This window comes from Sorangium sp. So ce128, assembly GCF_051525245.1.
GTDB lineage: Bacteria > Myxococcota_A > Polyangia > Polyangiales > Polyangiaceae > Sorangium > Sorangium cellulosum_B.
Map to the genome: position 1 here is coordinate 2,841,424 of NZ_CP150313.1, position 20,403 is coordinate 2,861,826.

At 70.2% G+C, this 20,403-nt stretch carries 16 protein-coding genes; 5 read left to right on the top strand and 11 right to left on the bottom strand.

Annotated elements, in window-relative coordinates; all coding sequences use genetic code 11:
• Positions 1-59: 59 nt before the first annotated feature.
• On the bottom strand, positions 60-488 hold the full coding sequence (locus WME82_RS11090) for a hypothetical protein (RefSeq protein ID WP_437870465.1): 429 nt from the start codon (positions 486-488) through the stop codon (positions 60-62).
• Between the two features lie 498 nt (positions 489-986).
• Between WME82_RS11090 and WME82_RS11095 the strand changes: the two genes are divergently transcribed.
• Entirely contained in the window at positions 987-3,005 is a 2,019-nt protein-coding gene (locus WME82_RS11095; protein ID WP_438042804.1) for a hypothetical protein, read from the top strand.
• A gap of 49 nt (positions 3,006-3,054) precedes the next feature.
• Here the strand turns inward: WME82_RS11095 and WME82_RS11100 are convergent, their stop codons facing one another.
• The 7 genes from WME82_RS11100 to WME82_RS11130 all read right to left on the bottom strand — a co-directional run bounded on the left by WME82_RS11100 (position 3,055) and on the right by WME82_RS11130 (position 12,724).
• On the bottom strand, positions 3,055-4,122 hold the full coding sequence (locus tag WME82_RS11100; RefSeq protein WP_438042805.1) for a S41 family peptidase: 1,068 nt from the start codon (positions 4,120-4,122) through the stop codon (positions 3,055-3,057).
• Positions 4,123-4,134: 12 nt separating this feature from the next.
• Positions 4,135-4,833 (bottom strand): DUF3540 domain-containing protein, encoded by a 699-nt coding sequence (locus WME82_RS11105; protein ID WP_438042806.1) that lies wholly within the window; start codon positions 4,831-4,833, stop codon positions 4,135-4,137.
• Positions 4,834-4,843: 10 nt separating this feature from the next.
• The gene (locus tag WME82_RS11110; protein WP_438042807.1) at positions 4,844-6,583 is read right to left on the bottom strand and encodes a pentapeptide repeat-containing protein; all 1,740 of its coding nucleotides are present in this window, start codon (positions 6,581-6,583) and stop codon (positions 4,844-4,846) included.
• Positions 6,580-9,015 (bottom strand): DUF2169 family type VI secretion system accessory protein, encoded by a 2,436-nt coding sequence (locus WME82_RS11115; RefSeq protein WP_438042808.1) that lies wholly within the window; start codon positions 9,013-9,015, stop codon positions 6,580-6,582. Before WME82_RS11115 ends, WME82_RS11110 begins: the two co-directional genes overlap by 4 nt.
• Positions 9,016-9,040: 25 nt before the next feature.
• Positions 9,041-10,159: a hypothetical protein gene (locus WME82_RS11120; RefSeq protein ID WP_438042809.1), complete on the bottom strand. Its 1,119-nt coding sequence runs from the start codon at positions 10,157-10,159 to the stop codon at positions 9,041-9,043.
• Positions 10,160-10,204: 45 nt separating this feature from the next.
• Complete coding sequence (locus WME82_RS11125; protein WP_438042810.1) at positions 10,205-11,458, bottom strand: hypothetical protein; 1,254 nt, start codon at positions 11,456-11,458, stop codon at positions 10,205-10,207.
• Positions 11,459-11,602: 144 nt separating this feature from the next.
• Positions 11,603-12,724, bottom strand: coding sequence for a DUF4419 domain-containing protein (locus WME82_RS11130; protein WP_438042811.1), 1,122 nt, complete (start codon positions 12,722-12,724; stop codon positions 11,603-11,605).
• An 801-nt stretch (positions 12,725-13,525) separates the two neighbouring features.
• Here WME82_RS11130 and WME82_RS11135 point away from each other — a divergent pair.
• Both WME82_RS11135 and WME82_RS11140 read left to right on the top strand, forming a co-directional pair.
• Positions 13,526-14,272: a Bax inhibitor-1/YccA family protein gene (locus tag WME82_RS11135; RefSeq protein ID WP_437745438.1), complete on the top strand. Its 747-nt coding sequence runs from the start codon at positions 13,526-13,528 to the stop codon at positions 14,270-14,272.
• 129 nt (positions 14,273-14,401) lie between these two features.
• A complete protein-coding gene (locus WME82_RS11140) occupies positions 14,402-14,806 on the top strand; it encodes a cupredoxin domain-containing protein (protein ID WP_437915653.1) in 405 nt (134 codons plus the stop codon).
• Positions 14,807-14,839: 33 nt separating this feature from the next.
• Here the strand turns inward: WME82_RS11140 and WME82_RS11145 are convergent, their stop codons facing one another.
• Positions 14,840-15,349, bottom strand: a complete 510-nt coding sequence (locus WME82_RS11145; RefSeq protein WP_438042812.1) for a hypothetical protein — start codon at positions 15,347-15,349, stop codon at positions 14,840-14,842.
• A 339-nt stretch (positions 15,350-15,688) separates the two neighbouring features.
• Here WME82_RS11145 and rplC point away from each other — a divergent pair, with 339 nt between their 5' ends.
• On the top strand, positions 15,689-16,390 hold the full coding sequence (rplC, locus tag WME82_RS11150) for a 50S ribosomal protein L3 (protein ID WP_437745441.1): 702 nt from the start codon (positions 15,689-15,691) through the stop codon (positions 16,388-16,390).
• Between the two features lie 69 nt (positions 16,391-16,459).
• A complete protein-coding gene (locus WME82_RS11155; RefSeq protein ID WP_044968202.1) occupies positions 16,460-17,077 on the top strand; it encodes an SAM-dependent methyltransferase in 618 nt (205 codons plus the stop codon).
• Positions 17,078-17,184: 107 nt separating this feature from the next.
• Here WME82_RS11155 and WME82_RS11160 read toward each other — a convergent pair whose 3' ends face one another.
• Entirely contained in the window at positions 17,185-18,369 is a 1,185-nt protein-coding gene (locus tag WME82_RS11160) for an acyl-CoA dehydrogenase family protein (protein ID WP_438042813.1), read from the bottom strand.
• Between the two features lie 62 nt (positions 18,370-18,431).
• Entirely contained in the window at positions 18,432-20,381 is a 1,950-nt protein-coding gene (locus WME82_RS11165) for a L,D-transpeptidase family protein (RefSeq protein ID WP_438042814.1), read from the bottom strand.
• Between the last annotated feature and the right edge of the window lie 22 nt (positions 20,382-20,403).

The following is a 20,403-nucleotide window of genomic DNA, read 5'->3' on the forward strand; positions in this document are numbered from 1 at the left end:
CCCGCTATGAAGAGGGTTCTATCGCCGGCGGATGGAACGGCGTTTTGGGCTCGTCGGGCTCACGATGATCGCATGATGAGCTGCTGAGTCGCCTTGCGCTCGCCCACGACGGCGACCACCGTCTCGGAGGCGAGCCCCGCCGCGCCCTGCGACGTGCGGCGGATCGCGCCGAGCAGCGCGAACCAGCCGAGCTGGCTGCTCGAAATGGCGCGCTCGGTGATTCCGTCCACGCGGGCCAGCGTCTTGCGCGCAACCCGGAACATGCTCCGATCGACCCCCTCGAGCAGGTCGAGCGTGGCGCCGAGCCGCTCCTGCGTCTCGACGCGCACGTCCTCGAGGAAGCCGAACCCCGCGCGCACGACCTCTTCGACGACGCCGAGGCTGCCATCAACCCAGGTGGTGATCAGGCCCTCTTGCGGAACGCTGAGCTTCGCGCGTTCAGAACCATTGCTGCCGGCCGCGGCTTGGCCGGAGATGCTTTCGTCCATCTCGAACCCCCTTCCTCAAAATGGCTCGCAGGCCATTCGCCTGCTGCGAACCCACTATCAACAGCTGAGTTCTCGGATGGGTTATCACAGGGCAACAAAGGCGTGAACTCTTTCTTCGTCATCTCGTCATCGCGATCGCGCCCTCTGGTGCTCTGGTCGGTCGCGTCCGTTGCGCAGGTTGCGCAGGTTGCGCAGGTTGCGTCCGTTGCACCTTGCGTCCGTCGCGTCCGTTGCGTCCGTCGCGTTCGTTGCGTCCGTTCCCGGGGCCAGACGTGCCGCGCGGAGTGAGGTCGTGGTGGCGCCCTCCCACGCGTCCTGCCGAATCCGCTCTACCTGGGTAAATTCGCTGAAAACTCGCGATAAACGGCCAGCGCGTCGGAGACGTAAGCTGGCGGCCACCGAAGACCCTTGGTCCTTGGCAGGCGCGCCCCGGCTGGGTACGGTCCCGCGGTGCCCACGAGGCCCACGAAGATCGAGCGATTTCTGAGGGGGACCACCTTGTCCACGCTGCTTGCCGCCTCCTGTGTCTCCGGCGCACCGCACGGCGAGGCGCCCTCCGCGCCGCCTGCTGAGCTCTTGGCCTTCGAGCTGCAAGAAGGCCAGATAGACAACCACTTCTTCCGTCGTGGTCAGATCGCCGCCCATCTCTTGACGACGTCGGGCGTGTCGCCGCGGCTCATCATCGCTTTTCCGGCAGGGAACATGGGAATCGCGGTGTGGTTCGATTCTCTGCCCGCGCCGGTCGATCTCTCGGTGGAGGGGGACGTCTCTGACGTGGAGCGCGTGGAGCGGCCCGGCGTCATGCGCGGCGTGTCGGCGCTCCTTGCGAGCGAGGCGCCGGTGCTGCGTGTCCATCGGGTGCTCCTAGGGAGTGTCCGTACGCTCCGCGACGTGGGGCGCGACGCCGAGGTTCCGGCCTGGCTCGGGAACGACGTCGAGGCGTTCGCCTCGCAGCGAGGAGCGGCGATCGCCGTGCGGCGCACGATGCTGGACGGCGATCATCACCTCGAGCTGCTCATCGAGCCGCAGGACGGCACGACGGCCGCGCTCGGGGGCGACGGCCGGATCGAGCTGGCGGCAGGGCCGAGCGGCCTCCGTGTCCGGGTGACGGCGCTCTCGGACGAGGCGCCGCTCACGCCGGTGCCCCTCGAGGAGCTCGTGACGGAGCGCGCCAGCGACGATCCGCGCCACCGACAGGCGCTCGGCTTCCTCGCGTACCGGGAGAAGCTGCTGGCCGGGTCCTGGCGTTTCCTTACGTACTTCGGCCGGGACACCTTGCTCGCGGTGAGGATGCTCCTGCCCGTCCTCGATCCGGCGGTGGTCGAGGCGGGCATCGGCTCGGTCCTCGATCGGCTGAGCCTGACCGGTGAGGTCGCGCACGAGGAGGCGATCGGCGAGTACGCGGCGTTCATGCACCTCGATTCGGGCATCCCCGGGGCGCTGCGCGAGCCCGTCTACGATTACAAGATGATCGACGACGACTTCCTCCTCGCGCCGGTCGCCGCGGAGTATCTCCTCGGCAGCGCGGCCGGCCGGGAGCGCGCGGCGGCGTTCCTGTCGCGCCGGACGCCGGGGGGCGACACGTACGCGGAGGCGCTCGCGCGGAACGTGGCGCTCGTGCTCCACCTCGCCGCCCCGTTCGCCGAGACGGGGGATCCGATGACGTTGATCGGGCTCAAGGCGGGCACGAAGGTGGGCGAGTGGCGTGACAGCCAGGAGGGCCTGGCGGGCGGCCGGATCCCCTACGACGTGAACGCCGCGCTGGTTCCGGCCGCGCTCCGCGCGTCGGCGCGGCTGCTCGCGAGCCCGCTGCTCGGCGCGGACGCGGAGCGCGCCGGCCGGGCGGAGCGGCTCGCGCGCGCGTGGAAGGACGCCGGCGTGTTCTTCCGTGTGGAGCTGCCGGAGGACGAGGCCAGGCGGCGCGTGTCGTCCTATGCGGCGTCGCTGGGCCTGGACGCGGCGCCGGCGCTCGCGTCGCTCTCGGGGACGCTCTCGTTTCCTGCCGTCGCGCTCGACGACCAGGGGAAGCCGATTCCCATCATGCACTCCGACGACAGCTTCGTCCTCCTGTTCACGGAGCCGCCGCCCGCTGCGCTGGAGGAGATCGCGGGCCGCCTGATCCGCCCGTTCCCTGCCGGCCTGCGGACGCCGGTGGGGATCCTGGTCGCGAACCCCGCGTTCGCGCAGGATCCAGCGATCCAGAGGGATTTCACGGCGGCCCATTACCACGGGACGGTCACGTGGTCGTGGCAGCAGGCGATGCTGGCCGCGGGCGTCGAGCGGCAGCTCGGCCGCGGCGATCTGCCGCCGCGCGCGCGGGGCGCGCTGGAGCGGGCGCGGAGCGCGCTCTGGGAGGTCATCGCGGCGACGCGCGAAGCGAGCACGCGGGAGCTCTGGAGCTGGGCCTTCGAGGGCGGCTGTTACAAGCTGGTCCCCTTCGGCGCGGAGCGATTGCACCACGACGAGTCGAACGCGGTGCAGCTCTGGAGCACCGTGTACCTCGCGGTACGCCCCTGACAAATCCCCTCCATGGTTGGCATTTTTGGCGGGGAATTGAAGATCGCGCTCAGGCCTTTGCGCCGGCGATCAAGTCCATCAGCGATCGCCGCTCCCCGCCACGATCGGCCCCTTCAATCGATCCCAGCTCGACATCCGGCCGGATCCCCGTCCCGTGGATCGGCTCTCCGCCCGGCAGGACCATCCTCGCGGCCGGCGCGAGCACCGGCGCGTGATCCTCCGGATCCGCCGCGACCTTCAGCGCCGTCCCCTTCCCGTACGTGCGCTCCCCCGCCACGACCGCCCTCCCGTGCCACTGGAGGCAGCCGGCGAAGAGCTCCGCCGCCGACGCCGTCCCGCCATTCACCAGGATCCACAGAGGCGCGCGGCACGGATCCCGGTGGCTCGACCGGTACACGATCTCGTCGCCGTCCGCGTCGATCGCCCTCCCGAGGACGCTCCCCGGCTCCAGGAAGTCGCCCGCGAGCTCGAGGAACGCCGTCAGCTCCCCACCGGGGTTGTCGCGCAGATCCAGCACGAGCGTCTCCAGCCCTTCGGCCTCGAGCGCCCTCACCGCCGTGTGGATCCGGGCGGGCACGTCCAGCGAGAAGGTGCGGATCTTCACGTACCCGACCCCCGGCTCGAGCTGGACGCTCTCGACGGGCGACGCGCCGCCGCACGGGTGGAGCGACGCGACCAGCGCGTCCAGATCGGCCAGCATCGGGGCGCCGGCGGGCCGCGCGCCCCCGGCGCTCCCCGCGTTGTACGTGATGAAGACGTTGGTCACGCTCGGCAACACCTGGACGCCGATGAAGCAGTTGTAATTGTTGCCGGCCCTCGGAGAGAGCAGCGACGTGGCGGGGGCATAGTTGATGAAGACCCGCACGTTGCCGAACGTGTACTGGCCTGTTCCCATGAAGGTCCAGTGCAGCGTGCCCAGCCAGTCGCCCATCGTGAGGATCGCGCGCGCCAGGAGGCTCAGCGCAGGCCCCATCGAGAACCACACGTTGAACGAGAACGGGAACTTCACCGCGTTCGGGTCGAAATTGGGGAACGGGAACGGGCCGAGCGCAGGCGACATGCACACGTCGGGGAACCCGGCGCTCATGCCGGTACACTTGTTGTTCGCAGGCAGCATCGCGCCGGCCTCCTATCCCAAGAGGATCTGCTTGCCGTTCACCGTGACCGTCTCCTCGGTCAGGATCGTGGCGTTCTTCGCCTTCGTGAAGGCCGTCTTCTCCACGATCGTGTGCGACTCGCTCGCTTGAACGCTCAGCAGCGCGCTCACCCGCTGGACCATCGAGGTGAACCTCTGGACCACGGCGTCGGCCACCATCCGGATCTTGCCCGCCTGCACATCGAGTTCCGGCCCCCGGATCGCGACGCCCTTGTCCCCGGACAGCGAGAGCTCTCCGTCCCTCGCGTGCACCGCCACGTCCCCCTGGAGCGACAGCACCGTCCGACCCGCGCCGTGGAGCACGCCGATGGCGTAGTAGCGCTCCTCCCTGCCGATGACGAGCAGCGTGTCGCCCACGGCGGGCTCGTAGGGCAGCGCGAGCGCCATCTCGACGGCGACCGGCTGGCCGCCCGGCAGCTCCACCGCGATCGCGCCCCCCTCCGCCGCCGTGACCCGGCCCGGGCCCAGGTACTCCCTCGGGAGCGCCGCGGCGCCGTCCTGGCCCGCGTCGTCGGCCGCCGCGCCCCCGGCCCGCGGGAGGCCGATCCGAAGCACGTCCGCGCCGCGCGAGCCGTGCGCGCCGTACGCCCGGAGCGCGTGCTCCTCGCCCGCCGCCGCATCCACCCGCACGGCCGCCGCGCGATCGCTCTCCTTCATGGCTCCCATCGACATCGCTCCTCCTTCATTGCGAGCGCCGCTCGGGCGGCATCCATGCTTCGGCCTCGAGCCGATCGACGTCCGTGCGCCTCGCCGTGGCGAGGTTGGCATCGAGATAACGTGTCTTCTCGTCGCGGACGTGGTGCAGGTTCGCCCAGTGCAGGTCCGCGCCGGTGAAGTCGGCGCCCGAGATGTCCGCGTGCGAGAGATCGGCGTGGTGCGCCTTGACCCCCACGAACAGCGCCCCGGCAGCGCGGACCTCGTGCATCACCGTCTCGCGGATGTCGGCCCCCGCGAGGTTCGCCCCCGAGAGATCGGCCTTCACGAAGATCGCATTGCGGAGCATCGCCTGCGTCAGCCCGGCGCCGGCGAGCACGCCCTCGCCGAAGAAGGCGGCCTTCGCCATCGCGCCCGCCAGCGAGGCCTGCCGCAGGTTCGCCCCCTTGAAGTTCGCGTTCGCCAGGATGGCGCCGTCGAGCCGGGTCCGCTCCAGGTTGCACGAGGTGAAGTCGCAGTTCGACAGGTTGCACCCCGAGAGGTCCATCCCCGAGAGGTCCCCGAGCGCGAAGAAGCACCGCGAGATGGTCAGCCCGGAGAGCGACACCCGCGTCAGGTCCACGCCGGAGAAGTCCACGCAGTCGAAGATCGCCTTCTCGAAGGTGATGCCCTCCACGACCGCGGTCCGCAGCGTGGTCTGCGAGACGAGCGCGCGCGTCAGGTTCGCGCCCGTCAGGTTGGCCCCCTCCAGCATGCAGCGCACGAGCCGCGATCCGGACAGGTCGGCGCCCGAGAGATCGGCCTCCTTGAAGACCACCATCTCGAGGTCCTTGCCCGAGAGATCCGCGCCCGGCAGCCGCGCCCGGTACAGCATGCACGACCTCAGCGTCGCGCCCCGGAAGTCCGCGCCGGTGAGGTCGCAGCTCGCGAGCACCGTCTGGTCGAGCGTCGCTCCCCGGAAGCTCGCGCCCCGGAGGTCCGTTCCCTGGAGCGACGACAGCGTGAGGTTCGCGTTCTCGAAGCTCACCCCCGCGAAGTCCATCCCCTCCAGCGCCGCGCCCGCGAGGTCCGCCCCGGAGAGGTCGAGCCGGCCGAGGCGCGCGCCGTCGAACACCGTCTTCGTGAGCTTCTTCGGGAGCACGGCCTCCCGGAGATCGGCCTTCAGGAACACCACCGTGTCGAGCTCGGCGCCCGACAGATCGGCCCGCGTCAGGTTCGCCTCGGCGAACGACGAGCCCTCGATCCGCGCCTGCGACAGCGAGGCGCCCGAGAGGTCCGCCCGCGTGAACGACGACTGCGAGACGGTCACCCCGTCGAGCGCCGCGCCCGACAGGTCGGCGAGGTCGAGCCGCGTGCCCTTCAGGGTCGCGCCGGACAGCTCTGCCCCCGCGAGCTTCGACTCGGCCAGGTTCGCCTCCTGGAGCCGCGCGCCGCGCAGGTTCGCCCCGGTCAGCTGCCCGCGGACCAGGCTCGCCCCCGTGAGGTTCGCCCCGGCGAGGTTCGCGCCCGAGAGGTCGCTCTGGGCGATGGCCGCGCCCTGGAGATCGGCGCCCGACAGGTCCGCGCCGCGGAGCGCGCACCAGGCCATCTTGATGCCGCGGAGATCGGCCCCCGAGAGGTCCGCGCCCTCCAGCTGCACCCGCCCGAGCTTCACGCCGCGCAGCCGCGCCTTGCGGAGGTCGGCCCCCCGCAGATCCATGTCGCCGAGCGTCCTGCCCTCGAGCGCCTCGCCCGCCTGGAGCAGCGCCCTCAGCTCGTCCGGGGTCATCGATCTCGCTCCAGCGTCGACTTCTTCAGGTTCGCCCCCCTGAAATCACAGCCGGATCCCGAGGTCTCGTAGAATTTTGCATCGTAGAGGTTCGCGTCGACGAACTTCGCCTCCGGGACCCGCGCCTTGAGCAGGTCCGCCTCGAAGAGGTTCGCCCGCGTGAAGTCGGCGCGCGTGAGGTTTGCCCGGTCGAACCGGGCGCCCCGCACGTTGGCCCCGAAGAAGCTCGCCCCGTCGGCCGTGGCCTCGCTGAAGAGGGCGCCCGTCAGCACGGCGAGGCTGAGATCCGCGCCGGTGAGGGTCGCGCTCATCCACACGCTCCCGTCGCCCCGCGCGCCCGTGAAGACCGCGCCGGTGAGGTCGGAGCCGGAGAAGGACGTGCCGGTCAGGGTGGCGCCCGCGAACGTGGCGGAGGCGCCCTTGACCTTGGACACGAAACACCGCGTGAGCGAGGCCTGCGACAGGTCCGCGCGCTCGAGCACGGTGCCTTCCAGGAAGGCAACGGCCCACGCCGCCCCGCGCGCGACGGCCCCCGTCATGTCCGCCCTCGAGAAGACGAGCTGCGACCCTTGCGTGCCCGAGAGATCGGCCTCCATGAGCCGCGCGCCGTCGAACGTGGTGCCCTCCAGCGTGGCGCCGCGGAAGACGGCGCGCTCTGCCCAGGCGCCCTGCAGGGTGGCGAGGCTCAGGTCCGCACCCGTGAAATCGGCCTCCCTCACGTCGGCGTCGAACAGCACGGCCTGCTTGAGGAGGGCGCGCGTGAGCCTCGCGCCCCGGAGGTTGGCGCCCGTGAGGAGGGCGCCCGTGAGGTCCGCGCCGGTCAGGTCGCGGCCGCTCAGGTCCTGCTCGCTCAGGTCCTGGTCGCGGAGGTCGCTCCCCGGCCCGATCTGCCCGGGCGGCCGCGGCGGGGCCATGGAGAGGCCCATCGACGCGAGTTTCGGATCGCCGGCGAGCTTGTCCCACGCCGCGAGCGCCGGGACCTGGGCCCCGCGCGCGGCCGCGAGCGCCTTCGCCTCCTCCACCGCCCGCGCGACGCGCCGGAAGGCCGTCCGGAGCGCCGCGTCCATCAGCACGGGCGACGCCTCGGAGCTCATCGGCGGCAGGGCCTGCGAGGCCTTCGGCAGGTTGCGCAGCGCCTCCGCGATGACGCTGCCGAGGACCTTGCCCCCCGGCAACGCGATGCCCGCGAGCGCCGCCATCGCCCGGCCGATCCTCTCCTGCTGCGGCTTCGCGACGTCGCCGAGCCGCGCCTTGAGCAGCGCCGACAGCGGGTCGAGCCCCGCCGCGCCGCCGCCGTCGCGCGGCGCCGCGCCGTCGCCCTTCTTCTGCAGCGCCTGCAGCGCCCCCCACTCCTCCTTGAGCTCCGGCGCGAGCTGCTCCTCGATCTCGAGCGGATCGGCCTCGAAGCGCGCGAGGATCTCCCGGTAATGCTCCTCGGGCAGCGCCGGCCCGTCGAGCGGCTCGGAGGCGACGAGCGTGGTGACGCGCGAGAGGTCGTCGTCGGTCACCTCCGTGAGGCCGCGCCACGTGAGGAACAGGGCCCCCTCGTCCAGGTTGGCGAGCAGCGTGTCGAGGTGCATCGGCACCTCCCGGAACCCGCGCTCCGCGTCGTTCGCGAACACGCGGATCCGGAGGCCCGGCAGCCGCGACCGGAAGACCTCCGCGTCGGGGTGGAGGTTCTGGAACAGGAGCTCCTCGTCCCCGCGCAAATAGGGGAGCCACTGGTCGGGCCGGGCCGCGTTGAAATAGGTCCAGTCGAAGTCGTCGGCGAAGTAGGGCGCTCGCTTCTCGCGGTACGCCTTGCCGTAGTTCTTACCGACCCGGGCGCGCCGATCGGGCCGGTTCGGCGACAGGGGCCCGAACCCCGCGGGCGCCGGCCGATCCGAGCGCGACAGCAGCAGATCGTCCGCGCCCTCGACGTTGGGGAGCTCGCGCGTCCCCTGGCCCCTGCCCACCGGGTTGAGCGGGTGCCCAGGCCCTCCGAAGCTGCGCCGATCGCCGAGCGGCATCCGGTCGAACGGCACGGGATCGCTCATGGCGGGCCCGAGCAGGCCATCCATCCACACGCGCTCGCCGACCACGCGCAGGATCTTCGACCAGGACCCGACGCCGAACCGCACCGGACACTCGGTCATGCGCGCCTTGCCCGGCGTGTGGCACGTGCCGATCAGGAGCACGTCGGCGTGGGGCTTGAAGTCCGCCAGATCGCTCGGGTACAGGCACTCGCCGGTCTGCTCGTGATCGTCGTCGTGGAACACGTCGCCGCGCAGCGTCTCCTGCGCGAGCGCCGGGTGGCCCTCGGGCAGGGAGAGCGGCGCTCCGGGCGTGAGGGTGAACTTCGCCCGGACGATCAGGGTCATCTCCGGCTGGGGCGGCCTCCGCGAGGTGACCTTGCTGCCGAAGAGGAACGGGGTGAGATTCTTGTTCGCCATCCGTGAGGGTCGTCGCGCGTGCGCGTCACGTCATGAGGTGGACTGCCGCGATGTTCGTGCGGACGGGCACGACCTTGCCCCGGTCCAGGGTGACCTTCAGCTTCTCCGTCCCCATCGAGAGCGTGGGCCCGATGCTGGCATCGAGGGACGCGGCGACGGTGACGGACGCCTCCAGGCCGATCGTGGCGCTGGCCGAGATGCCGCCTGTGAAGCTCACCTCCGCGCCGAGCGTCGCCTCGATCATCGCCCCCAGGACGACCTCGTTGACCATGCCGAGGTTGATCGTCGTCTCGATCCCGTCGACGACGGTCTTGCTGTCGCCCTGCGTGTAGGAGTCCGCGTCGCCGTACTTCTCGTCCTTGGTGTCGGCGTGGGTCTCGGAGATGATCTTGCTCGCCTTCGTATAATTCTTGATGATGTCGGCTTCGGTGTGGTCATCGATGGTCCCGGTGACCGTGGTCGAGGTCGTGATCGACCCCGCCTTCATCGTCGACTTCGACGGTCCCTCGACGGTCGTCTCGTCGGTCATCGACGTGGCCTGGGTCTTCGACACCATCGTGTCCGCCCATGTCTCGTTGGAGATCGAGGGCACCGGCAGCTTCGCCGAGCCGGTATAGGACGAGATGCTCTTGGCCCACGTCCTGTCGACGATCGTGGGGTTCTCCCCGAGAACGCCTGAGGGCGGGAGCCCCCAGGCGTCCGTGATCTCGTCCAGGTTGCGCGGCGGGCTGTCGTGTCCGGTGACGCTCTCCATCTTGCTGCTGTAATGGAACTCGAAGGCATCGCCGTGGTAGGTGGTGTGCACCTCGCCCTTCACGGTCTTCTCGCGCAGGCGCTTCTCGCCGCGGGGGCCCTGGATGAAGTCGAACTCGCCCGACCCGTAGAAGGTGATGCTCTTCTCGTTGATCTGCCCGTCCTCCGCCTTCCAGCCGCCCTCGAACTCGCGGCGACCGAGGACGGTCATCTTGTAGGTGCCCCCGATGACCTCGACCTTGTCGCCCCGCGTGGTGATGACCCGGTTGCCGTCGGTGTGATCTCGCCAGGTGTACTCGTCGCCCTCGGCCGCGCCGATGCGCAGGTACGACGACATGCCGTCGCCGAAATCAGGCACATGGAGGATACCGTACTTGCCATCGCCGGCCATGGGAGCTCCGTATCCGGTGGCGCGTGGAGCGTGGTGCTCGCGCCCTCAAACGAAGAGGTTGAACGCCGAGACGATCTTGTTGGCGAGCGCGATCTCCGTCTTGCTCATGTGGAGCTCCACGCCCGCCGGGCTGATCTCGAGCGTGGGGCCGGCAGAGACGTCGATGCTCCCGGTCAAGCTGAAATCCGCCTTGAGCCCGACGGTCACGTCGACGATGCCGCCGGCCGTGAAGGTCACCTCCGCGCCGAGCGTCGCCTCGATCATCCCCCCCAGGACGACCTCGTTGACCATGCCGAGGTTGATCGTCGTCTCGATCCCCTCGACGACGGTCTTGCTGTCGCCCTTCGTGTAGGAGTCCGCGTCGCCGTACATATCGTCCTCGGTGTCGGCGTGGGTCTCGGAGATGATCTTGCTCGCCTTCGTGTAGCTCTTGATGATGTCGGCCTCGGTGTGGTCATCCATGGTCCCGTCGACCTTGGTGGAGGACGTGATCGACGCGGCCTTCATGGTGGACTTCGACTCCGCCTTGACCGTCGTCTCGTCGGTCATCGAGGTGGCGTTCGTCTTCGACACCATCACTTCCGCCCAGGTCTCGTCGGTGATCGACGGCACCGGCAGCTTCGCGGAGCCGGTATAGGACGAGATGCTCTTGGCCCACGTCCTGTCGACGATCGTGGGGTTCTCCGTCGGGATCGCCTGGGGCGAGGGCGGATTCTTGTCATCGATGAAATCGTCGGTGACATTCAGCGTGGGGAACGTGTCCGTGCCGGTCTGGCTCTCCTTGATCTTCCCGAAGTAATAGTCGTAGACGTCGCCGTGATAGAGCGTGTGTACCTCGCCCTTGATGGTCGTCTCGACCACCTTCCACGTCCCGCCGTAGTTCTGCACCCACTCGATCGTGGTGCCGCCGCCGAAGGTCTCGCTGACCTCGGTGACGTGTCCTCCCGACACGTCCCAGCCCGCCTGGTGCTCCCCGCGGCCGAGGATGAGCAGGCGGTAGTTCCCCCCGATCACCTCGACCTTGTCGCCCTTGGTGGTCGAGATGCGGTTGCCGTCGGTGTGATCGCGCCAGCCGCCCTTCGTGTGCAGCTTCGCGGTCTCGGCCTTTCGCTCGCCCACAGGCACGAAATTGGGCGAGCCGTCCCGCTTGCGGTCGTCGTCGGTGAACGTCTGAATCCGCTCGGCGAGATCGTCGCCCGCGCTCTCGCCGAGCGGCGCGGCGGCCCCGAGGCGCAGGTAGGACGGTTCCCCACCATTCAGATCCGGTACTTCGAGGAGCGCGAACTTGCCTCCGGACACTGGAGCCTCCGAGCGTGATCGACGACGCATGGCGTCGCCGTGTCGCGGACCGCACAATCCTATGTCAGGGGGAGCCGCCCGTCCACGCCGAACCGCTCGCCGCGATCGTCGTGATCGAGCGCGCGGCTCACGGGGCCGCGTGGCTCACGAGGCCTCGGCGGGGCGCTGCGCCGCCGACTCGGGGGCTTGGTGCGCGATGGCCCAGACGAACTCCGGCAGCAGCGCGAGGGAGTGCGGATCCTGCGTCACGCCGATGAGACCGCTGATGAACTCCATGGGGTGCTCGCGCCTGCTCCCGTCGATGAAGCGCAGCTGGGCGCTGGTCAGGCCGGGCGGCAGCTCGGAGAGCCCCGGTCCCTGCGGGTTCCCGAGGCCCCCGAGCGCGTCGCTCCGGGCCTCCGCCGTCAGCCATCGCTCGTGCCAGCTCTCGAGATAGGGATTCGGGGCGAAGTAGTCGTTGGGCCACGCGCGCAGGTAGGGGAACAGCACGTGGATCCACCCGGTCAGCTCGTCGGCCGAGCTCTCGTACCTGAAGAACGCGCGCCAGAACATCGTGTCGGCGCGCCCCTCCGCCGAGGCGGCGATCTGGTCGAGCACGGGCAGGAGCGCGCGGGTCCACCGATCTTGCCCGACGGAGCCGAGCATCGCCACGCGCTGGCGCACCCAGCGCCAGTCGTCGGACGTGCCGAGCAGGTAAACGCGCGGGATCCCGCGCTGCGGGAACACCATGTCGCCCGGGAACGGCGGCTCCCACGCGTAGTGCGGCGCGAGCGGGGTCGCGACCGTGAGCTCCGACGACACCCGCTCGACAGGCCCCGTGGTGGAGAAATTGGAGGTCACGAGGTCCCGCAGCGAGCCGACCCGCCCGGAAACCTGCCTGGAAAAGTCCGGAAACAAAGCTGGCCACGGGTTCACCTCGCCGAGGGTGAAGTCCGGGCGATCGACGACGAGCGAGAACTCGTGATCGTCGGGGAGGAAGCGGCGTCGATGCTCGTCGTTCGCGGCGAGGTGGAACGTGAAGCCGCGCGCCAGGCAGAGCCAGACCACGTCGGGCGAGAGCACGAGGGGATAGCGCTGGGTGAAGGCGGTATAGGCGGCCTGGACGAGCGGGTGGAGGTCCGTGCGTCCCACGAGGGGCAGGCGGTGGCGGTAGGAGGCCTCGATCTTCGAGACGAGCAGGCTCTGCACCGCAGCTTCGCTATCGAACCCCGGCAACGGCGCCGTTGCGGGCTCGACGTCGGCAACGGCGATCGTCGTGACGTTCATGAGACCTCGTCCTCCCCAAGCCTGCGCGGCGCGCTCGTGATCCTTCGCTGTCCTTCGTACACGAGCGTGCGGCGCGCGACAACGGGCCGCGCGCAGGCGCCCACCGCGGCGTCGCTGCATGGGACGGAGCGCGCCCGGGCGCGGCACATTTCTGCTGCCCGGCGTGAGCGCTGGGGCCCGGCAAGGTGCTTGTTCCGAGGCATCGATTGGTGATGGGTCGTGATCGGTCGTGCTCCGGGTCCGCTGGGAGGCGTGCGCTGTCGTTCTCCCGGACCTCCGAGAAGACAGGAGTTCGTTCTCCTGCTTTCCTTCCCACTGCGCGCGCAGCCAGGTCGACGGCGCTGTCGCTCGGCGCCGGCGTTGCAGCCGAGCGGGTTGTCGTCGCAGCCGAGCGTTTTCTCTGGATCCGGGCTGCTCTTCGCCGTAATCGAGAAGTATTTATCTAGATTCAGGCCGTGTTTAACCTGAATCGAGAGATGATTCTCTGGATACAGGCTGCTTTTAGCCTGAACCGAGAGATGATTTTCTGGATGTGGGCTTACCATGGCCGGAATCGAGAGGATTTTCTCTGGATCCGGGCTGCTCTTCGCCGGAAGCTACACGATGTCGGCGCGTCGTTCACGCCGGTTCACGCCGCGCCGGCCCCTCCGTGCGCGCGCGGTGCCGCTGGAACGTGATTTTTTTGCGGGCGGCAGATGCCCGAGGGCTTCGCCATGGCGGTGTTGCATGTCCGTGGTGAATGGTGCACGACTAGGCGCTCGTGCAGCCGCGGCGAAACGCCCTGAAGGAGGGGCGCAGCAGATGAACTCACGCCAGGCGAGTCCCCTCGGGGCGAGCGTATCGGCCAGCCCGAAGCTGGCGCTGCGGATCGACTTTCTCAAGAAGGTGTACGGGCTCTTCACGGCGAGCCTGGTCGTCTCCTCCCTGGGCGCCATGTGCGCGCTGTACATCGGGGCGCCGGACGTGGAGGAGGGGACACTGGGGCGCGAGATGCCGCCGCTCGTCGAGCTCTTCGCGCAGCACCCGATCCTCTCGATGGGCGTCGTGTTCGGCGTGATGTTCGGCGCGCGGGCGGTGCGCAAGATCCCCGGGGTCAACGTCCTCGCGCTCTTCGGGATGGCGGCCGTCCTGGGCGTCACCGCAGCGCCTGCGCTCTACATGGCCCAGGCGGCGGCGGGCCTCGGCGGCACCCTGTCGTCGGCCCCGGTGCGGGACACCTTCATCCTGACGGTCCTCACGTTCGGGAGCCTCACGCTGGGGGTCTTCCTCTCGAGGGAGGACCTGTCGTTCATGGCCAGCGGGCTGGTGATGGGCGCCATGGTCGTCCTCGGCGCGATGCTGCTGAACGCCCTGCTCGGGAGCACGCTCCTCGGCCTCGCGATCGCCAGCGTGTCCGTCCTCGTGTTCGGGGGATACGTCCTCTACAACACGTCGCGCCTGCTCCACTCGAGCGAAGAGGACCCGGTCGGCGGCGCGCTCGACCTCTACCTCAACTTCATCAACCTCTTCTCGTCGATTCTGCAGATCCTCTCGGGCCGCCACGTTTGAGCCGGCCGCGTTGCGTTCACGTCGCGGCGCGCGCCCGTCTGCGCCGACCTCCCTTGGGTCTCGCGCCCGGGGCGGACGGCTGGAGGGCGGCTTGACGCGCCATTTGGGCCGGGTAAGAACGCGCTGACCATGAGCCTGCAGCTCCTCGTCGCCACGCTTGCCCTCTCTCTCTCATCGCTCTCATCGCTCTCCTTGCTCGCTTGCAACAAGCCCGCCGAGGAGGCGCCGGTGGTGGCGGCCGCCGAGCTCGCCGCGCCGGCGAACGTCAAGCGCGTCGACATCGCGGTGAACGACAGCGGGTTCTCCCCGTCGACGATCGAGCTGAAGAAGGGAGAGCCCGTGGTGCTGCGCTTCACGCGGACGACGAAGAGCGAGTGTCTGAAGGCGATCGCGATTCCCGATCTGAAGATCGAGAAGGACCTGCCGCTGAACACGCAGGTCGAGGTGGCCATCACCCCGCAGAAGGAGGGGAAGATGGTGCTTCAGTGCTGGATGGCGATGGTCAAGGCGACCATCAACGTGGTCGGCTCGTGACGCGGCCGCGCCCGTTGCGAGACGCGCGCGCCGTCAGAGCATGAGCCAGAGCTCGGCGTCGTAGCGCTTCGCGCCGCCGCCCGCGTCCTGCGCCGCGCGGCGCCTCCCCGAGGCGGGCTCCCCCGCGCTGCCCGGCGCGTCGTCCCGGCGCGCCCCGTCGCGTCGAGCGCGCGCGCCGGCGTGGGCCAGGTCGATGCCGGAGGCGGCGCAGCGGGCGACGGCGAAGCGGAGCATCTCGCGCACGTCGCCCGAGCGGAGCATGCCGCGCGTCCGGTGGCGCGCGATCGCGGCCGCGCGCTCGACGCACTCGGCGCAGGGGGCCACCTCCGATCGGAACCTGAAGAGCAGCGTCCCCTCGGGCCACCCGAGCGCCGACGCCTCGATGCTCACCACGACGAACTCGCCGTCGCGGACCACCCGGGTCCGGGCCGCGCTCGTGCTGTCCTCGCCGGCGCCGTGCGCCTCGCCTCTCAGCAGGAACCAGTAACGATCCATGAGGCGCTCGACGTCGCGCGGCTCACCGTGAGCGATGATGTCTGTCATCCCTGACCTCCGACGACCCAATGTGAGGCCCGCTCCTTCGAACTTCGATGGCAGGGAGAGACAGGAAATGTCTGCTCAGAAGGACAATGTCCGAGTGGACGTGACGCGACGCGCCTCGGTTGAATGTTGTCTGTATTACCGTTGTGGCGGTGGTTTTCGCTTCCCTTTGGGGGCCCCGTGAGTAAGCTCTGCGCCCCCCAACGTGCCCGGCGGGAAGCCGCCCCGGTTCTTCGCTCCGAACCGGCTCGTGACGAGGCGCGCCGAGGGGATCGCTCTGGCGGCGCGCCGCGCGGAGCCTGTTTCAGCCACCCCAGACGGAGCGAGCAAGGCGATCCCATCATGAATCAGCATCCCGGCATCATCGGCAAGAAGATCGGCATGACGCAGATCTTCAACGAGACGGGCGAGGTCCTGCGCTGCACGGTCGTGCAGGCGGGCTGCGTCGTCATCGGCAAGCGCACGCTCGAGAAGGACGGCTACAGCGCCCTCATCCTCGGCCTCGGCGAGCGGGCGGAGAAGCACACGACGAAGCCGGTCGCCGGCGCGTACAAGAAGTCGGGGCAGACGCCGAAGCGGATCGTGCGCGAGCTGCGCTGCAGCCCGGAGCACGCGGCGAAGTACGAGATCGGGACCGCGCTCAAGGTCGACGAGATCTTCGAGGTGGGCCAGCGGGTTGACGCGCAGGGCCGCTCGCGCGGCCGCGGCTTCAGCGGCGTCATCCGCCGGTGGAGCTTCGCCGGCGCGGTCAGCTCGCACGGTACGCACGAGTACTTCCGCCACGGCGGCTCGATCGGTACGAACATGACCCCCGGCCGCACGCTGCCCGGCCTGAAGATGCCCGGCCACTACGGCGACGAGACGGTGAGCGCGCTCAACCTCAAGATCGTGAAGCTCCTCCCCGAGGACAACCTGATCCTCATCGAGGGTCCGGTCCCCGGCCCGAAGAACCAGGTGGTGACGATCCGCGGCGCCGTGAAGAAGCGCGGCGGCAAGGGGATCGTGCCGGTGCAGCAGCCGACCGGCAAGAAGAAGGGCGGCTGATCCCGGCCGCCGGCGGGGCAGCTCCCATGAGCGAGCGCCCCGCCGGTCGTGCCCGCCGAGTGTCCCTCCGTGTCGCAGAAGCCGAAGAACCCGTACAAGCGGCCTGACGCCTTCACGAAGGCGGCGAAGGCGCAGGGCTATCCTGCGCGCAGCGTCTTCAAGCTCGAGGAGATCGATCGCCGGGTGCGGCTGCTCCGCCCCGGCCAGCGGGTGCTCGACCTGGGCGCCGCGCCGGGGTCGTGGTCGATGTACGCGGCGCAGCGGATCGGCGCGGGGGGCAAGCTGCTCGCGGTGGATCTGTCGCCGATCACGGCGGCGTTCGGCCCGCAGGCGACGGTGGTGCAGGGGGACGCGCTGTCGCTCACGAACGAGGCGCTCGCGCAGTTCGCGCCGTACGACGTGGTGCTGTCGGACATGGCGCCCGCGACGAGCGGCAGCAAGATCGCCGACCAGGCCCGGAGCTACGAGCTGTTCATGCGCGCCGTGGCCGTGGCCGAGGCGCTGCTCGCGCCGGGCGGGGCGTTCGTCGGCAAGATCTTCATGAGCGAGGACTTCGTGAAGGCTCGAGACGCGCTGCGGAACCTCTGCGAGGAGGTCCGGAGCATCCGGCCCGAGGGGACGCGGGCGAGCAGCGTGGAGATCTTCCTGGTCGGGCTGAAGCGGAAGGCGGCGGGGAAGACGGGGTAGACGCCTGTCACTGTTCAGGAAAAGCCGATAAGAGAGGTATCCTGAGCTTCCTCTCTTCCTTGGCGTCCTTGGCCGTCAATCCGCGCTGAATACCCGCCGGCATCCCCTCAGAACGCGCTGTGCCCCGTGATCGCGTTGCCGAGGATCAGGCAATGCACCTCGTCGGTGCCCTCGTACGTGTACACGCTCTCCAGGTTGAGCATGTGCCGGATGACCGGGTAATCGAGCAAGATCCCGTTCGCGCCGAGCACGCCCCGCGCGGTCCGCGCGATCTTGAGCGCCCAGCCCACGTTGTTCCGCTTGCACAGCGAGACCTGCACCGGGCTGATGCCGGTCGTGTCCTTCAGCCGCCCGAAGTGCAGCGCCATGATCTGCCCCTTCGCGATCTCCGTCGCCATCTCGACGAGCTCCGACTGGATGAGCTGCCGCGACGCGATCGGCTGGCCGAACTGGACGCGCTCGCGCGCATAGGAGACCGCCGTCTCGTAGCAGGCGCGCGCGGCGCCCAGCGCGCCCCACGCGATGCCGAAGCGCGCCTGGGTCAGGCAGCCGAGCGGGCCCTTCAGGCCGACCACACCCGGGAGCACGTTCTCCTCCGGCACGCGCACCTCGCTGAGCACGATCTCGCCGGTCGGGCTCGCGCGCAGGCTCATCTTGCCGTGGATGAGCGGCGTCTCCAGCCCCTTCATCCCGCGCTCCACCACGAAGCCGCGGATGGACTCGGCCCCTCCGTCATCGACCTTGGCCCACACAACGCAGAGGTCCGCGATCGGCGCGCTCGTGATCCACATCTTCGTGCCCGTCAGCACGTACGCGCTCCCGTCCTTCCGGGCGCGGGTCTTCATCGAGCTCGGATCCGACCCGCTGTCGGGCTCCGTCAGGCCGAAACACCCGATCAGCTCGGCGGCGGCCATCTTCGGCAGCCAGCGCTGCTTCTGCGCCTCGGAGCCGTACTTCCAGATCGGATACATCGCCAGCGAGCCCTGGACGCTCACGAAGCTGCGCAGGCCGCTGTCGCCATACTCGAGCTCCTGCAGCGCGAGGCCGTAAGCGACCGAGTTCATGCCGGCGCAGCCGTAGCCGGTCAGCGAGCCCCCGAGCAGGCCGAGCGCGGCGATCTCGGGGATCAGGTCGGTCGCGAACTCCTCGCGCGCGAACAGGTCCGCGGCGCGCGGCAGGTACCGCTCGCGCACGAAGCGACGGACGGCGTCGCGGATCATGCGCTCTTCCTCGGAGAGCAGCGGATCGATCGCCATGAGCTGATCGAGCGAGAGGGGCTCCTGGATGGCCATGGAGCGAGCGTGTAGCGTGCCTTCGCGCGGCGCGGAAGGGGCAGCGCCGGCGGGCCGCCGGCTCAGGGGCGGATGGAGACGAGCGTGCCCTTCCGTAGCGAGAGCGCGCCGTGCCATTCGGCCGGGACCTCGGGGGTCGTCCACTCGAACAGCCAGGCGGCGTCGAGCGGAGAGAGGTTCACACAACCGTGGCTGCGCGGGGTGCCGAAGTCGTCGTGCCAGTAGGCCGCGTGGAACGCGAAGCCCTCCGTGAAGTACTGGACGAAAGGCACGTCGCGGAAGTCGAACGGATCCTCGTCCTCCTCGTCGCCGTCCATCGTGACCGTGACGTGCTTCGTGTGGATGCGGAACAGCCCCTGGATGGTAGAGCGCGTCGTCTTGGGATCGCCGAGGCCGTCCGCCCCCGTCGAGACGAGCGTCACGTAGACGGGGCGGGCGCCCTCGTAGGCGACGAGGCTCTGCTTGTCGATCGAGACGTCGATCCACTTCCGCCCGCGCACCGCCCACGCAGGGGTCCGGGGGAGCGGGTCGACGCGCACGACCTCGTCCGAGCGGACGAGCGAGCCGTCCCGCGCCTCGAGGTAGTCGATGCCGCCGACGCGCCGCGAGGCGCCGGACAGCGGGATCGTCTCGCGGAAGCGGAGCGGGGCGCGGGTGACGCCCCCGCGCTCGCCCGGGACGAGGCGCGCGGCGTGGCGGCGCCTGGCGAAGGCCACAGGCAAGGTGACGCCCTCAGGGAGCGCCAGCCCGGCGAAGGCGCTCGGCCGGATAACGCGGGTGCGGTCGAGCGGCAGGACGGCGAGGTCGGTCGTCAGGCCGAAGCGGCGCCCGTCGTGATCGAACGTCGAGAGCAAGGCAAAGCCGGAGCGCGTCCGGGCGCGGCCCAGGACGAGCGCGTCGGGAGAGCGGCGATCGCCGGCGAGCCCGGGCGCCGGCCGTCCATAGAGCAGGATCGAGGGCGTCGCGTCCGGAGGCGGCGGCGCGACGAAGTCGGGCGCGCGCGCGGCGGTCGCGGCGCGGAGCAGGTGCCCGGCGAGGTCGGGCTCGGCGCCGCGCTGCTCGTCCTCGTCCGGAAGGCGCGCATAGAGCGGCGGGGTCGGGGAGCGAGACATCGCGTACGTGTAGGGCAGGCCGCCGAGCAGGGTTGTCGCGTCGCCTGCCTGCGTTGCGGCAAGTGTGTTTGCGCCCGGCTGCGTTGCAGCAAATGCGGTCTCGCCCGGCTGCGTTGCAGCAAATGCGGTCTCGCCCGGCTGCGTTGCGGCAAGTGTGGTCTCGCCCGGTTGCGTTGCGGCAAGTGTGTTTGCGCCCGGCTGCGTTGCAGCAAGTGCGGTCTCGCCCGGCTGCGCCGCGGCAGGCGCGGCCTCGCCTCGAACGACCGGCGAGGTGGGCGAAGCGAACCGACGGACAGGGCGGCGAGACGATGCCTCGACCGCCAGGTCGTGAATGTTGAGCGTCGCGCTGGCGCCGATGCAGACGTAGCCGTTCGGCTCGATGCGGTACCAGCCCTCGGCGCACGACGTCCTGCCGGAGGGCTCCGGCCTGCGCGCGACCACGGCGCCGGCGCGCAGGTACCCGATGCGCCGGCTGGTCCAGCGCGGTTCGGCGAAGATCCACGTCTCCCTGGCGATGCTCGCGAGCTCGTGGACCTCCTCCTCGGCCGCCGTCGGCGAGGTGGCCGGGGGAGGATCGATCTCGGGCAGCTTGTCGGATCCGTCATCGACGAGCTCCGGCGGCAGCGCCGGCAACGCGAGCGGGTCGCCGCCCGGCCCCGCGGCGACAGCGCCCGGCGTCCTCGCGGCCTCCGCGCTGGGCGGCGCGGCGTCCTCCGCGCGGGCAGCGGCGGGCGCCGGGGCAGCGACGGCGGGCGCGGCTGCGGCGAGCGGCGCGGTGACGGCGGAGGCGGGCGCCGGGGCCGGGGAGGTCGCGGCGGGCTCGGAGGCAGGGCGCGGGCAGCTCACGCTCAGCGTCGCGAGCGCTATCGCCGGCAGGAGGAAACCACCTCTCACGCGCATGGAGCGCGCGTATCAGGAGGCG